We start from the raw sequence: 13,785 nt of genomic DNA, 5'->3' as shown, positions 1-13,785 counted from the left end.
CCCCACATAAAACCCGCCAATTGGCGGGTTTTATGTGGGGTGCAACACGGGATCAGGTGTTGAGAAAACAGGGCAGCGAGCGGCTGAACCTGTGTTCGAACACCAGCGAGGTCTCGAGGTGCACCACCTCCTCCCGGGAGGTGAAGTGATCGAACACGAAGTTGCGCAGGTGCTCGGTGTCGGAGACACACAGATGCACCAGAAAATCATCCTTGCCTCCCATGTGAAACAGGCTGATCACCTCGGGCAGCGCCAGTATGGCGTCGCGGAAGGCATCGATGATCTGGCGGCTGTGTCGGGCCAGCTGCAGGGAGACCATGGCCTGGATATGGCCACCGAGCGCCTGATGATCCACTTCGCAATGCGCCCCCTTGAGCACCCCATCCTGTTGCAGCTTGCGCACCCGCTCCAGGCAGGTGGACGGCGCCACGCCGACCAGCGCGGCCAGATCCTTGTTGGTCATGCCCGCATCGCGAAACAGATGGGCCAGGATATCCAAATCCAGTTGATCCAGGTTTCTCATCTTAACTCCTTGCACCGATCAATTTTTTAGACTCTGCCCGTAAACCGGGCCGAACACAACGCAGATTGACATCGGGGCCGCGCGCCCTATGCTTTGGCGCACTCAGAAACCGGCCATGCCGGCTCGCCTCGCCCTTGCTGGCCTCATAAGGACCTTTATGCTCCCGTCTCACCCTTTCTGGAGCCAGGAAGTGCCCCGCGTCGATGGCCAGCTACTGCTGACCCCCTGCCCCGGCACCCAGCAGGTGGCGCTGCCACTGACGCTGGATCAGCTCAGGCTGGCGGGTGCCCATGGCGTCCTGACCCTGATGACAGAGGCCGAACTGGCCCGACTCGCACTGAGCCAGCTTGGCCCGCTGGTCGAGGCGAGCGGCATGCGCTGGTTCCACCTGCCTATCGAAGACGATCAGGCCCCCGATGCCACCTTCGAACAGGCCTGGCAACAGGCCCTGCCGCAACTGACCGGGCTGCTGTTCGAAGGCAAAAATCTGGTCATCCACTGCAAGGGGGGCAGCGGCCGCACCGGCCTGATCGCAGCCGCATTGCTTGTCTCCCTCGGCCAGCCACAGCAGGAGGCCATGGCCGCCATCCGGGCCCACAGGCCCAAGGCCTTCACCCTGGCGGTGCATCGCCAGTGGCTCGACGCCCTGACCGCACGACGGGAGCAGGCCGACTGAGCCCCACCACGCTGATCCTTACTTGGGCTGCTGGTAGGTAAACACCTTGCCTATGTCTTCCACCCGATAGCTGGTGAGCTGATAGACGTAGTAGTTGAGCCAGTTGGAGAACAGCAGGTGGCCGTGGCTGCGCCAGCTGGCGCGCGGGGTCTGGCCGGGATCGTTAGCCGGATAATAGTTGACCGGGATGACGGGCTCGAGCCCGGCCGCCAGATCCCGCTGGTACTCCCCATCCAGGGTCAGGGCATCGTATTCAGGGTGACCGGTGACGAACACCTGGCGACAATCCTTGGTCGCCGCCAGATAGACTCCCGCCTCTTCGGACTCGGCAAAGATCTGCAGGTCGGTGTTGGCGCGGATAAGATCCCCGTCGAACGCGGCATAGCGGGAGTGGGGCGCCACGAATTCGTCGTCGAAGCCGCGCAGCAGCGGCTCGTGCTCATCGAGCCTGTGATGGCGATAGACGCCGGAGAGCTTCTCACCGTGGGTCTGTTTTTCCATGCCATACAAGGCTTTCAGCGCCGCCTGTACCGCCCAGCAGAGGAACAGGGTCGAGGTCACATGCTGATGGGACCACTCGATGATCTCGACGATGCGCGGCCAGTAGACCACCTCCTCGAACTCCACCAGCCCGAGCGGCGCTCCCGTGATGATCATGCCGTCGTAGTTGTTGCCCCGTACCTGTTCGAAGTCGTGATAGAAGTTCTCGAGGTGCGCCTGGGGCGTGTTCTTCGACTCCCGATCGTCGATACGCAGCAGATCCACGTCCACCTGCAACGGCGAGTTGGAGAGCATCCGCATCAGCTGGATCTCGGTTTCAATCTTCTTGGGCATCAGGTTGAGGATCAACACCCGCAACGGGCGTATGTTCTGGGTGACGGCCCGGGATTCCGTCATCACGAAGATGTTCTCCTGCCCCAGCACTTCGGCGGCGGGTAACTGATCCGGGATCTTGATCGGCATGCTTACTCCCTGTACTGCATCGGTAAATATGTCTGGACATCTAGAAGCCTATAATAAAGCGCTTACCCTGTCATCAGATACCTTTTGTATTCACCTCCGCCTTTGACTAGCATACGGCTCACATGTGTCTCTCGCAGCCAAGACAATGACAGGTATCAAGATTTCCGTAGACCGACTGCAAGTCGGCAATTTCGTCTCTCTGCCACTGGGTTGGCGCGAACACCCTTTCCTGTTTTCCAGCTTCAAGCTCAAGAATGAAGAGGAGATCGAGCTGATCCGCCGGCTCGGTCTAAAACTCGTCACCATCATCCCCGACAAGAGCGACGTCCCGCCCAAGCCGCTGGACCAGATCCAGACCCAACCGGTGGAGACGCCCGACACCTCCCAGCGCCAGGCCGAGATGCAGCTGGAGAAGACGCGCCGCATCGAGCAGTTACAGCAGTATCGCCGCGATCTGCAGCAGTGCGAGAAGCAGTTCCAGCAATCCCTGGCGCAGGTGCGCAGCGTCATGAGCAAGCTCCAGTTCCGCCCCCTCAACGCCATCGGCGAGGCGCAGGAGCTGATCAACGCCATGACAGAACAGCTGCTGTCGGTGGATGAGATGGTGCTGCACCTGGTCTCCGACAGCGAGGATGGCAACAACCTCTACTTCCACTCCCTCAACGTCAGCGTGCTCAGCATGCTGCTGGCCAAGGAGTGCAACATGTCGGCTGACCAGATCCGCCAGGTCGGCATGGGTGCCCTGTTCCACGACATAGGCAAGCTGAAGATCCCGAGCCAGATCCTGCGCAAGACGGAGCCGCTGACCAAGCCGGAGCAGAACCTGATGGCCCAGCACCCGCGCTATGGCATCGACCTGCTCAATCTGGTCAAAGATTTCCCCGCCGAGGCCAAAGGCATCGTGCTCCATCACCACGAATATCTCGATGGCAGCGGGCCTGAGGGGCTCAAAAAGGGGCAGCTCGACCCGCTCACCCAGATGGTGTCGCTGATCAACGAGTACGACAACCTCTGCCACATGCAGGCCAAGGTGCCCTACTCGGCCCTGAGCGGCCTCTACAAGCAGCGCAAGGCCCAGTTCAACCCGGAATACCTCAGTATGCTGATCCGGCTGATGGGCATATACCCGCCCGGCAGCGTGGTGCAGCTCTCCAATGGTCAGGTGGGGCTGGTGATGTCGGTGAATGCCTCTCGCCTGCTCTACCCCTCCGTGCTGGTGTATGATCCCCGTATCCCGCGCCAGGAGGCGGCCATCATAGATCTGCAACAGACCGAGCTGTCGATCGCCAAGGTGATCCACCCCAAACGACTGCCGCCGGCGGTGTTCGAATACCTCAATCCGCGTACCCGGATCAGCTACTACTTCGAACACACCAAGCCCTGATTGTCCCGGCCATGGTGCATGGCCGTCCCAGTTTACTTCCCCATTTCAAGGAGCCCCCATGCGTATCGAGATCATCAGCACCGGAGACGAGATAGTGACGGGTCTGGTGGTGGATACCAATGCCGCCTGGCTCAGCGCCCTGCTGCTGGAGCAAGGCTGGCAGGTGCGCCGCCGTGCCACTGTGGGAGACAACCTCACCGATCTGAAAACCGTGCTGCAGGAGAGTGCCAGCCGCGCCGACGTGGTGCTGGTGTGCGGCGGGCTCGGCCCCACTGCCGATGATCTCACCGCGCAGGCCGCCGCCGAAGCTTTCGAGCAACCGCTAACGCTGTACCCTGAGTGGCTGGCCACCATAGCGGCACGCTACGCCAGTCGGGGCCGCCCCATGGCGCAAAGCAACGCCAAGCAGGCCTGGTTGCCACAGGAGTGCGAGATCCTCGACAATCCGGTCGGCACCGCCTGCGGCTTTGTCGTGCACAGTGGTCAGAGCCAGCTCTTCTTCACCCCGGGCGTGCCGTTCGAGTTCAAGCAGATGGTGCGCGAGCAGATCCTGCCGCGCCTCAAGCAGCTGGCTGGCGCGCAGACCGATACCGAACTACGCCGCTTCTACAGCTTTGGTATCTCGGAATCGGCTCTCTCCGACATGCTGGATGCAGCCCCCTGGCCAACCGGCATAGAGCTGGGCTACCGCTCCTCCATGCCGCTGATTGAGCTGAAACTCATCGGCCACGGCGCCAGCGCCGCCGACATGGATGACACCGAGGCGCGACTGCTCACGGCGATCCAGCCCTGGCTGGTGGGACGGGGAGATGAAGAGCCTGCGCGGCAGATCCTGGCCCTGCTGGGGGAGAGGCCGCTGACCCTGCTGGAGGGGGAAAGCCGGGGTGCGCTGCTCGCCCTCTGCCACGAGTATCCCCGGCTTGAGGCCGGCTTTCGCGGCAACGTCGCCAGCGAGCTGGCGCAGTTGGAGGCAAAACGTGAGGGGCTGAGCCTGACCATAGGATGGGAGGGGACGGAGGGCGTGCCGCTGCTGCTCTGCGCCGACGGGCAACAGATCGGCCAGACGCTGAAGGCCAGCCACCCGGATCCCGAGAGCCGGCGAAAGATCCTCGCCTTCGCCGCCCTCGACATGCTGCGCCGCCACCTGCAAGGCTTGCCAGTGCTCGGCGACTACCTCACCTTGGCCAGAACGGCGCAGCGCGGCCGCTAGGCATCCAGCGCCGGTACCCGCAAAGATCGGATACCGGCCAACGCCTCAAGCCAGACTCTTCCGGTACACACCGCCCCCGGGTTCAGGGCCTACACGTCTCTTGCCGACCTGCAGGCTTCCCGTGCCGTCAGCATACCCGCTGTCATCCTTGATTTCCTCGTCCAGGCTCACCCATTTGTGCCTAGCTCGTTGACCAAAAAGGAGAAATGCCCGAATACTGCAGACCAGCGCCATATTGATGACTCGCATTTTTAACAAAAAGTCGATTAAATAGAAATCAAAGGCTATCTCGATATGGGTAAAAACGAGAGAAGGAAACCGGGTGTTAAGCAAAGAGTGGTTACTGTTATCAGCCGATATGGAGTACGCCTGCCTGCGCATCATACCCGGGCTGACCACCCCCGTTTCGGAGAGCGATATCCAGACGCTGTTGCTGGCTTCCAACTGTCGCCGCTACCAGCCGCTGACGGAAGGGATCAAGCAGGCCATCAGCTTGCTCAACACCCTGTTAAGCAACCCGGACACCCCCCTGCCCGACAATCCGGTCCCCGTCGCCCAGCGCCACGATGCCCGTGTCACCCTGGTGGTGGAGAAAGACCGGATGAGTGCCATCGCCCAGATCACCGCCGACTGGGGTGGCAAGTATCTCACCACTGAAGATCTGGAGCAGGCGGTGCAGGCCAGCGAGATCAGTCGGGGAGTACAGGCGCCTCTCATCGCCGCCGCCATTCTGGCCGCCAAGGAGGCGACACCAGGCACCCTGCTCAAGCTGCCGGTGGCGCTGGGCAAGGCCGCCATCAACGGCCAGGACACCCGATTCGAGCGGCTGGTGGAGACGCCAGCCGAGCGGATCCTCAAGCCCCGGGAGCTGGATCATGGCCGGGTCGACATGCGCGACCTCGGCACCCTGATCACCGTCAAGGCCGGCGCCCAGCTGATGCGCCGTCACCCCGCCACCCAGGGCGTGCCCGGCTTTACCGTCACCAACCAGGAGCTGCCCGCCAAGCATGGCAAGGACAGCCCCATGGTGGCCGGTGAGGGCACCTTCATCTCGCCGGATGATGCGGATCTGCTGCTGGCCAGCCGCCCAGGCCTGCCCCGCCAGGAGAAGAACGGCATGAAGGTGGATGACGTGCTGAGCGTCAAGCAGGTCGACATCCGCCACGGCCACGTCATCTTCGAAGGTGCCCTGATAGTGGCGGGGGATGTCACCCCCGGCATGAAGATAAAGACCAGTGGCGACGTGGTGATCGGCGGCTTCGTCGAGGGGGGCTACATAGAATCGAGCGGCACCATCACGGTGCGCAACGGCATCATAGGCCGCAAGAGCAAGCAGAGTGACGAATACCTCTGCCACCTCAATGCCCAGGGCGAGATCCACGCCAGCTATGCCCAGTACGCCAAGCTGGAGGCCGGGGGCGACATCCAGATCCAGAACCAGCTCAGCCACTCTTACAGCCGCAGCGGGCAAGACATCAAGGTGGGCGACAGCGGCATGCGCAAGGGCCACCTGCTGGGGGGCATCAGCATTGCCAATCGCCTCATCATGGCCCCCATCCTGGGCGCCTCGGCCTACAACCAGACCCGGTTGCAGATCCTCGGCGGCTACTTCACCCACAAAGAGCATGAACAGGCCCTGCGCCAGCGCAAGCAGGAGTGCCGGGAGCAACTGGACAAGCTGCAGGATCTGCTGCTCAAGCTGTTACAGCTGCCAGGGGACAAGCGCAACCCCCAGACCCTGCAGAAGATCAAATTGATCCGCACCCGCCATATCGACGAGAGCAAGCTGCTGGATGAACAGCTGGAGGCCGCGCAGGAAGAGCTGCAGAAACTGATGGCTGAGATGGACATCATAGCCACCCAGCGCGCCTTCCCCGGGGTCGAGGTGGAGATGGCCCACCACCACTACAGAGTCGACATAGAACACGGCCCCATCCACTTCGCCATCCGCGAAGATCAGTTGCAGCTGACCCCCTACGAACCCCACAAGTGACAGCAGCTGGCCCTGCGGCTCGCCTTCCCTCTGGTAACATTCCCCCTGCTGGCCCAGCCTCTCGCCGCCAACCCGTGATCCTGGCTGCGAATTTCGCTACACTCGGCCTTCCATTGGCCCCATAGGGCGGGCCAGCCAGACTTCAGGTAGTGAGAGATGTACAAGCTGATCGCATTGGATATGGATGGCACCCTGTTGGACTCCCAGGGCCAAATTTCACCCCGCACCCACGCCGCCATCCAGGCCGCCCGCGCCGGGGGCGTGACTGTGGTGCTGGCCTCAGGTCGCCCGCTGGAAGGGATGAGCCGTTACCTGGTCGAGCTCGGCCTCACAGGTCAGGATGACTACGTCATCTGCTACAATGGCGCCCTGGTGCAACAGGTGGCCGATCAGCGCATCATCCGCAGCCAGCTGCTGACCGGCAGCGACGCCAGTGCCATCGCCAAGCTGGCAAACGAGCTGGAGGTGAACGTACACGGCTTCTCTGTCACTCAGGGCCTCATCAGCCCCAGGGTCAGCACCTATACCGAGCACGAATCCCGCCTCATCGGCATGCCCATCAATCTGATCGATTTCGCCACCCTGCCCGCCGACGAGCAGATCATGAAGGTGATGATGATCGACGAGCCGCCCCAGCTCTCCCGCGCCATCGAACGCCTGCCCGCCGAGCTTCATGAGCGCTACACAGTGGTACGCAGTGCCCCCTACTTCCTCGAGTTCATGCACAAGCAGAGCAACAAGGGCACAGGCGTCGCCGCCCTGGCCGAGCATCTGGGGCTGGACGCCACCCAGGTGATAGCCGTGGGGGATGCGGGCAACGATCACCACATGATCGAATACGCCGGGCTGGGAGTGGCCATGGGCAACGCCACCGACGAGATCAAGGCGCTGGCCCAACACACCACGGCGCGCAACGATGAAGATGGGGTCGCCCAGCTGATTGAACGGTTCGTGCTGAACGCCTGACCCACACAAGGGGCCTCCACCCAGGCCCCTTTTGCTATCCGGCAACCCCGGCCGGATGTTTAATATATCCACCACAGCCATCTCCCTCATCTCGCCAACATGCCCCACAGCCCCCTTAAAAAGGGACTCAAGGTAGTTCTTTGCTTACATGAGGTTAACATTTCAGCATCATTTCGTTTGACATATTGAACGGCCTTGGCAGACTGGGATCAGGATCCAGGCTGTCATTGCCCAGGCTGACCGACGATTCTGGTACTGCGGCATGACCCTGATCCCATGACCATGCCTTGAGGCATGCCCTTGCCCTTTCAGCCGCAGCAAGGGCCTTCCCAAGGCGCAGGACCGCAAAGGATAGCAAGGTGAATCATGACAGCTCGCACCCCACCCACCCCGCGTAAACCCGTCGTACTCATGACCATGGGCGCCCAGCCTCGCAATGGTCATCCCTATCAGGTGATGACCCACAAATACATATTGCCGCTGGTGGAGATCAGCGACTGCGTGCCGCTGCTGGTGCCGACCTGCTGTGGCACCGAGGATCTGGCGCAGTATCTGGATCTGGCGAATGGCGTCTATCTGAGTGGCGCCGGTTCCAACATAGATCCCGCCCTCTACGGCCAGGAGAACCTGACCCCGGAGAAACAGCAGGACAGAGACAGGGATCTGTTCGACATCCCGCTGGTGCGCGCTGCCCTCGATCGCGGCCTGCCGGTCCTGGGGATCTGCCGCGGCATGCAAGAGATCAACGTGGCCCTTGGCGGCGACATTCATCAGCAGGTCTACAAGGAGCCGGGTTATGACGATCACAGGGAAGATTCGGATGATCCGGTCGACGAGCAGTACGGAGAGAGTCATCAGGTCAAGCTGGTACCCGGCAGCTGGTTTGCCACACTGATGGGGCAGCCGTCGATCCCGGTCAATTCACTGCATGGGCAGGGGATCAAGACGCTGGCCAAGGGGCTTGAGCCGCTGGCCCACGCCGAGGATGGGTTGATCGAGGCGCTCCATGCCCCCACCCTCGCCTCCTTCCTGCTGGCGGTGCAGTGGCACCCGGAGTGGAAGGCGCGTGAGAATCCCCACTCCATCAAGATTTTCGAGGCCTTCGGCGAGGCCTGCCGGGCCCACGCCAGCAATAGCTGACTAGTCGCCAAACCCTCGCGCCTTGAGCTTGGGCAACCCACCCCGCTCGGGGCGCAGGGTGCGACATATCTCCATTCCCTTGAGCCCACGCTGGATGTGATCCGGCGTGTGGCCGAACACCATGCCGTTGCTGCGATAGAGAGCGTTGTCATCCAGCTCGAACAACTCGCCCCCTATGAGCAGCTGCTCGCGGCCATTGATCGTCTTGCCCCGCTTGAGCGGCAGCGTCATGTCGGTCAGCACCTCACCGGTGGCACAGCCCTCGCGCCAGCGGGCCTCGTCGGAGAAGGGGGTAATGGCGATCTCGCGCCAGGAGCCATCGCGAAACTCGACCCGATACTTGTCGGCCAGCTGATCGCAGCCCACCAGCAACCAGGCTCCCGCGATCCAGACCATCTTGTTCAACTTGCGCACACTCGCCACTCCCTTGTCACATGGGCGCCAAGCATAAATAAATTGCCCTCACCCCGCATCCATTTACCGGTTTGAAAGCAACTATGCTGGAAATAACCAATGATAAGGGGCTGTTATGTTGAGTGATCACCTCATTGCGCTACCTACCCTGCTGTGGATTGGTGAGCACCCGTTCTGGACCCTGCTGACCCTGCTTTTACTCGTGACCCATGTTTGGCGCTCCCCTGGCCGGCGGAGGGAACTGGTCTCCGAGCTCAGCTTTGTCATGCTGAGCATTGGCACTATCCTGTTGATCCAGTTCGAGGGCGGCTGGTTTCGCCTGCCCCTGCCCCACCACTGGCTGGTGGAGATCTCCAGCCTGCTGGCCGGCCTGGTGCTGGTGAAGGTGTGGGGGATACTGCTGTTCCAGTTTCTGCTCCCCCTGTGCCAGATCCGCATCCCGCGCATCATAGCCGACATCGTCATCACGGTCGGCTATATCGGCTGGTGCCTGTTCCGGCTCTACGCCTCCGGCATGGCGCTCGGCGAGATAGTCACCACCTCGGCCATCATCACGGCTGTCATCGCCTTCTCCATGCAGGACACCCTGGGCAATCTGCTGGCCGGTGTCTCCATCCAGCTCGATAACTCCATCGCCATCGGCGACTGGCTGCAGGTCGACACCACCCAGGGCCGGGTGGTAGAAATCAACTGGCGTGCCACCACCATAGAGACCCGCAACTGGGAGACAGTGGTGATCCCCAACAGCCACCTGCTCAAGCAGCGCTTCACCGTGCTGGGACGGCGGCAAAGCGCCCCCCTGCAGTGGCGGCGCTGGGTCTGGTTCGACATCACCCTGGACACGCTGCCGACCCAGATCATATCGCTGGTGGAGCACTCCCTGCGGGAGACCCGCATCCGCCACGTCTCCGCCAGTCCGAGGCCCGACTGCCTGCTCATGAATGTGGAGAACGGCGTCGCCCGCTATGCAGTGCGCTACTGGCTCACCGATCTGGCGGTGGACGATCCTACCGACTCGGCGGTGCGCACCCTGATCGATGCCGCCCTGCGCCGCAACGATCGCCGCCTCACGCCGCCCATCTTCAACATCTTCATGACCACGGATCAGGATCACAAGGAGCAGCGCCACAAGCGCCATACCGCCGAGCGCACGGCCACCCTGCGCCGCCTGCCACTGTTCGACATGCTGCAGGAGGAAGAGCTGCTGCAACTGGCGGATCAGGTCAAGTTCGCTCCCTTCGTCAACGGCGATCGCATGCTCACCCAGGGCGAGATCTCGGGCTGGCTGTTCGTGCTGGTGAAGGGGGATGCGGAGATGCTGGTCGAGGTGGAAGGGCGTGAGCTGCGGCTCGGCACCCTCAGCGCCGGCGACTTCTTCGGCGAGCTGAGCCTGCTCACCGGTGAACCCAACCCGTTCACGGTGCGGGCGCTCGGCACCGTCGAGACCTATCGCATCAATCAGGCCATGTTCCAGGAGCTGGTCATGCAGCGCGAGTCGCTGGTCGAACCGCTCTACCGGGTGCTGAGTGCCAGACAGCAGGAGCAGCAAGCCCTGCTGGCACGGGAGGCGGAATCCCTGAGGCAGGTAGCACCGCCGCGAGATCTGCTGGATAAACTGAAGGCGCTGTTTGGCGGCCGATGACGTAGCATGGATGCCTGCACTTTCGACAAGAGACCGACTCCATGCTGCTGACCGCACTGGCCCTGAGTGCCACCCTGCAATTTGACTGCCCACCCGGAATCGAGACCCGCCAGCAACTGTTGACCACACCAGAGGGCTGGCAGGGGCTTAGCCGGGATCAGGAAGGAAAACCGAGTCAGGTACTGAGCCACCGGCTGGCAAACCTGGCGCTGTTTGATGGTGAACCGGGTGAACAGGTTCAGCTCAAACCGGACAATGGTGACAACGACGAGCTCCACTACTGGAGCCTGCTCGGCAACAACCTGCGCCCCCTCTATCTAGTCTGCCACTATCAGGATACCGCCCTCACCCTGCAGCAGGCACTGCCCCTCGGCATCAGCTACTGCCGGGTCAATCAGGGCGACCCTTACGATCTGCGCGGGCTGATCTGCCGCAAATAACGGCCGTGAAGAGCGATCAGCCATCGCCGTCAGAGCAGCAACTCGGCCAGCTCGCCGAGTGCATTGAGCTCCACATCCGGCAGCAGTTGCAACCCCAGCCCGGGCTGCTGGCGATCGTTGAGCCAAGCAGCCCGAAAACCGTGCAAGCGGGCACCCAGCACATCCGTCTCCGGGTGATCCCCCACATGCAGGATCTGGCCGGGTGCCAGCCTGAGGGCCCTCTGCGCCTGCACAAACATGTCCGATGCCGGTTTCATTCTGGTGCCCGCGCCCGCTTTGCAGACCAGGGTGAAGTAATCCCCCAGCCCCGCTTGCACCAGGTCCAGGTTGCCGTTGGTGATCGCCACCAGCGGATAGCGCCCGGCCAATCGCGCCAGCAAGTCGTGGGTCGCGGTGCTCACCGCTATCTTGGATCGCTCGGCGAGAAAGGCGGCGAATACCTGCCCGGCCTCCCGGCTGGCGGTGGCGGCCGCCATGCCACCCTGCACCATGGCCTCATGAATGGTGCGCTGACGCGCCAGACTGACATCCTGGCGCAACTCGGGATGGGCAAGCAGCATGGCGCGCTTGAGTGCCAGCCAGCGCGGCTTGTCCAGCATGGCGGTCGCCAGATATTCGCTGCGCAAATGGGCCAGCATCCACTGCTCGGCCCGTTCAATGGCGGGGCCGTTGTCGTAGAGGGTGTCATCGAGGTCGAACGAGATGGCGGCCACCGGCTGCCAGCGGCGATAAAAATGCATTCATGCTCCTTCACGGCGGGGTAACCAGACCCCGTTATTCATCTTCCGGCGTGGCAGGATCCCGCTTTGCTCTGGGATGGGCGTTGTCGTACACCTTGGCCAAATGCTGAAAGTCGAGATGGGTATAGATCTGGGTGGTGGAGAGATCCGCGTGCCCCAGCAGCTCCTGCACGGCCCGCAGATCGCCGGACGACTCCAGCATGTGGGTGGCGAAGCTGTGGCGCAGCTTGTGAGGGTGAATGTGGGCATTGAGCGCCTGCTTGTTGCCCCAGCCATCGAGCCGCTCCTGCACCGAGCGGGCCGACAGTCGCCGCTTGCGCTGCGAGACAAACAAGGCCTCGGCCTCGTCCCCTGCCAGCAGGGGGCGCACCTTGAGCCACTTGTGCAACCACTCCACCGCCATCCGCCCCATGGGCAGCACCCGCTCCCGCGCGCCCTTACCGGTCACCTTGAGCTGACGATCATCGAGCTTGATGTCCGTCAGATTGAGCCCCACCAGCTCCGCGAGGCGCAGGCCGGAAGAGTACATCAGCTCCATGATGGCCCGATCCCGTACCGCCAGCGGATCCTGCTCGTCGGTGATGTTGAGCAACTGGTACATCTCGTCCACATCGAGGTTTTTCGGCAACGGTCGCCCCTGCTTGGGAGTCACTATGCCGCGGGCCGGGTTGGCGGTGAGCCGTCCCTGGCGCACCTGCCAATCACAGAAACTGCGCAAGGCGGAGAGCTTGGTGGCGAGGGAGCTGGGCACCAGTCCGGCCTTGTGCATCCGGGTCACCAGATTGCGCACCTGACTCGCCTCTAGCCGGGCCCAGTCGTTCAGGCCAAGCCTGACCAGCTCGGCGGCCATGAGATCCAGGTGAGATCGGTAGTTGCTGCGAGTATGCGGGCTGAGCTGACGCTCGACCCTCAGGTATTCGATGAAGGCAGCCAACTCATCGGCCAGGCTGGCCGGCAGCGGCTCTGCGGCGGGAGATGGTACCTTAGCCACGAACCAGCTCGGGCAGGCGCAGTTGCAACAAGCGGCCCAGCTGACCCAGCAACAGGGTGTCATTGTGGGGGCTGAAGTGGCTGGGATCCGAGCTGGCAAAGGCCAGCACGCCGAGATCGCCGAGCCGCATCAGGGCGACGGAGTTGACCAGCACATCGTGGCCAAACAGCGCCTGCTTCTCGCTCTGGTTGAGCCGACCGAAGTAGTAATCCTGCCCCGGTAGCCGTTGACCCAGCAGCTGATCGAGCTGCTTGCCCTCCGCCATGAAGCGCTGCTCGGGGCCGCTCAACTGGAATTTTTTCGGGCTGAGCCAGAGCCGCAGGCCGGTCAGTCGCAGTCGCTGCACAAACGCCTTGCCCATCACGGCACTCACCTCGAACAGGGTCTGGCAGCCGTAGAGCTCGCCGTAGAGGTCGGCGTACACCCGGAAGATCCGTTCGTTCTCGCTGGCGATCCCCATCAGCTCGGTGATCTCCTGCTCCAGTTGCTCGATGCGCTCACGCTGTCGGTCCATCTGGCGTTCAACCAGCGAGACCGAGCCTTTGCGCTCGTGGGGAATGCGGATCCGATCCAGCATGGCCGCGTGGCGCTGGAAAAACTCGGGATAACGGGCCAGGTACTCCAGCACTGTGGCTTCCTCCACCAGTGATTCCTGCCGTTTGAGTTCGCTCATAACTTGGTTGGTCCATCTGAAAAAGGGGCA

At 62.4% G+C, this 13,785-nt stretch carries 14 protein-coding genes; 8 read left to right on the top strand and 6 right to left on the bottom strand.

Annotated features, from left to right (window positions below):
- Window positions 1–52: 52 nt before the first annotated feature.
- On the bottom strand, window positions 53–523 hold the full coding sequence (locus BN1129_RS18035) for an Lrp/AsnC family transcriptional regulator (RefSeq protein ID WP_042038432.1): 471 nt from the start codon (window positions 521–523) through the stop codon (window positions 53–55).
- Between the two features lie 157 nt (window positions 524–680).
- Between BN1129_RS18035 and BN1129_RS18030 the strand changes: the two genes are divergently transcribed.
- A complete protein-coding gene (locus tag BN1129_RS18030; protein WP_042038431.1) occupies window positions 681–1,199 on the top strand; it encodes a cyclin-dependent kinase inhibitor 3 family protein in 519 nt (172 codons plus the stop codon).
- Between the two features lie 18 nt (window positions 1,200–1,217).
- Here BN1129_RS18030 and metA read toward each other — a convergent pair whose 3' ends face one another.
- Window positions 1,218–2,162, bottom strand: a complete 945-nt coding sequence (metA, locus tag BN1129_RS18025; protein WP_042038430.1) for a homoserine O-acetyltransferase MetA — start codon at window positions 2,160–2,162, stop codon at window positions 1,218–1,220.
- Window positions 2,163–2,307: 145 nt separating this feature from the next.
- Between metA and BN1129_RS18020 the strand changes: the two genes are divergently transcribed.
- The 5 genes from BN1129_RS18020 (at window position 2,308) to BN1129_RS17995 (ending at window position 8,855) form a co-directional block, all read left to right on the top strand.
- Window positions 2,308–3,546 (top strand): cyclic di-GMP phosphodiesterase, encoded by a 1,239-nt coding sequence (locus tag BN1129_RS18020; protein WP_042038428.1) that lies wholly within the window; start codon window positions 2,308–2,310, stop codon window positions 3,544–3,546.
- Between the two features lie 58 nt (window positions 3,547–3,604).
- Window positions 3,605–4,756, top strand: a complete 1,152-nt coding sequence (locus BN1129_RS18015; protein WP_042038427.1) for a CinA family nicotinamide mononucleotide deamidase-related protein — start codon at window positions 3,605–3,607, stop codon at window positions 4,754–4,756.
- Between the two features lie 322 nt (window positions 4,757–5,078).
- On the top strand, window positions 5,079–6,749 hold the full coding sequence (locus BN1129_RS18005) for a FapA family protein (protein ID WP_042038424.1): 1,671 nt from the start codon (window positions 5,079–5,081) through the stop codon (window positions 6,747–6,749).
- Window positions 6,750–6,905: 156 nt separating this feature from the next.
- Entirely contained in the window at window positions 6,906–7,715 is an 810-nt protein-coding gene (yidA, locus tag BN1129_RS18000; RefSeq protein ID WP_042038423.1) for a sugar-phosphatase, read from the top strand.
- A 366-nt stretch (window positions 7,716–8,081) separates the two neighbouring features.
- On the top strand, window positions 8,082–8,855 hold the full coding sequence (locus BN1129_RS17995) for a gamma-glutamyl-gamma-aminobutyrate hydrolase family protein (RefSeq protein WP_042038422.1): 774 nt from the start codon (window positions 8,082–8,084) through the stop codon (window positions 8,853–8,855).
- Here BN1129_RS17995 and BN1129_RS17990 read toward each other — a convergent pair whose 3' ends face one another.
- A complete protein-coding gene (locus tag BN1129_RS17990; protein ID WP_042038421.1) occupies window positions 8,856–9,269 on the bottom strand; it encodes a hypothetical protein in 414 nt (137 codons plus the stop codon). It abuts the gene before it with no gap.
- Window positions 9,270–9,384: 115 nt separating this feature from the next.
- Between BN1129_RS17990 and BN1129_RS17985 the strand changes: the two genes are divergently transcribed.
- Together BN1129_RS17985 and BN1129_RS17980 are read left to right on the top strand one after the other, a co-directional pair.
- A complete protein-coding gene (locus BN1129_RS17985; RefSeq protein ID WP_042038420.1) occupies window positions 9,385–10,911 on the top strand; it encodes a mechanosensitive ion channel family protein in 1,527 nt (508 codons plus the stop codon).
- A gap of 41 nt (window positions 10,912–10,952) precedes the next feature.
- Window positions 10,953–11,351 carry an STY0301 family protein gene (locus BN1129_RS17980; RefSeq protein ID WP_042038419.1) on the top strand — a complete coding sequence of 133 codons (399 nt, stop codon included), beginning with the start codon at window positions 10,953–10,955 and terminating at the stop codon, window positions 11,349–11,351.
- A gap of 29 nt (window positions 11,352–11,380) precedes the next feature.
- Here BN1129_RS17980 and BN1129_RS17975 read toward each other — a convergent pair whose 3' ends face one another.
- From BN1129_RS17975 to BN1129_RS17965, 3 genes are read right to left on the bottom strand one after another with little or no spacing between them, the layout of a single operon-like run.
- A complete protein-coding gene (locus tag BN1129_RS17975) occupies window positions 11,381–12,091 on the bottom strand; it encodes an HAD-IA family hydrolase (protein ID WP_042038418.1) in 711 nt (236 codons plus the stop codon).
- A gap of 34 nt (window positions 12,092–12,125) precedes the next feature.
- Window positions 12,126–13,082, bottom strand: coding sequence for a tyrosine recombinase XerC (gene xerC / locus BN1129_RS17970; RefSeq protein ID WP_042038417.1), 957 nt, complete (start codon window positions 13,080–13,082; stop codon window positions 12,126–12,128).
- Window positions 13,075–13,755 (bottom strand): DUF484 family protein, encoded by a 681-nt coding sequence (locus BN1129_RS17965; RefSeq protein ID WP_042038416.1) that lies wholly within the window; start codon window positions 13,753–13,755, stop codon window positions 13,075–13,077. Before BN1129_RS17965 ends, xerC begins: the two co-directional genes overlap by 8 nt.
- Window positions 13,756–13,785: the final 30 nt, after the last annotated feature.

The sequence above is a fragment of the Aeromonas popoffii genome, from assembly GCF_000820025.1.
Taxonomy (GTDB): Bacteria; Pseudomonadota; Gammaproteobacteria; order Enterobacterales; family Aeromonadaceae; genus Aeromonas; species Aeromonas popoffii.
The sequence above is the reverse complement of the archived record's forward strand: the minus strand, read 5'-3'. Positions and strand labels throughout refer to the sequence as shown.

Bases quoted from the DNA above. Each gene is read 5' to 3' on its own strand.
- BN1129_RS17985 (WP_042038420.1), top strand. From the start codon at position 9,385: ATGTTGAGTGATCACCTCATTGCGCTACCTACCCTGCTGTGGATTGGT.
- BN1129_RS18035 (WP_042038432.1), bottom strand. From the start codon at position 523: ATGAGAAACCTGGATCAACTGGATTTGGATATCCTGGCCCATCTGTTT.
- yidA (WP_042038423.1), top strand. From the start codon at position 6,906: ATGTACAAGCTGATCGCATTGGATATGGATGGCACCCTGTTGGACTCC.
- metA (WP_042038430.1), bottom strand. From the start codon at position 2,162: ATGCCGATCAAGATCCCGGATCAGTTACCCGCCGCCGAAGTGCTGGGG.
- BN1129_RS18030 (WP_042038431.1), top strand. From the start codon at position 681: ATGCTCCCGTCTCACCCTTTCTGGAGCCAGGAAGTGCCCCGCGTCGAT.
- BN1129_RS17975 (WP_042038418.1), bottom strand. From the start codon at position 12,091: ATGCATTTTTATCGCCGCTGGCAGCCGGTGGCCGCCATCTCGTTCGAC.
- BN1129_RS18020 (WP_042038428.1), top strand. From the start codon at position 2,308: ATGACAGGTATCAAGATTTCCGTAGACCGACTGCAAGTCGGCAATTTC.
- BN1129_RS17965 (WP_042038416.1), bottom strand. From the start codon at position 13,755: ATGAGCGAACTCAAACGGCAGGAATCACTGGTGGAGGAAGCCACAGTG.
- BN1129_RS17980 (WP_042038419.1), top strand. From the start codon at position 10,953: ATGCTGCTGACCGCACTGGCCCTGAGTGCCACCCTGCAATTTGACTGC.
- BN1129_RS18015 (WP_042038427.1), top strand. From the start codon at position 3,605: ATGCGTATCGAGATCATCAGCACCGGAGACGAGATAGTGACGGGTCTG.
- BN1129_RS17995 (WP_042038422.1), top strand. From the start codon at position 8,082: ATGACAGCTCGCACCCCACCCACCCCGCGTAAACCCGTCGTACTCATG.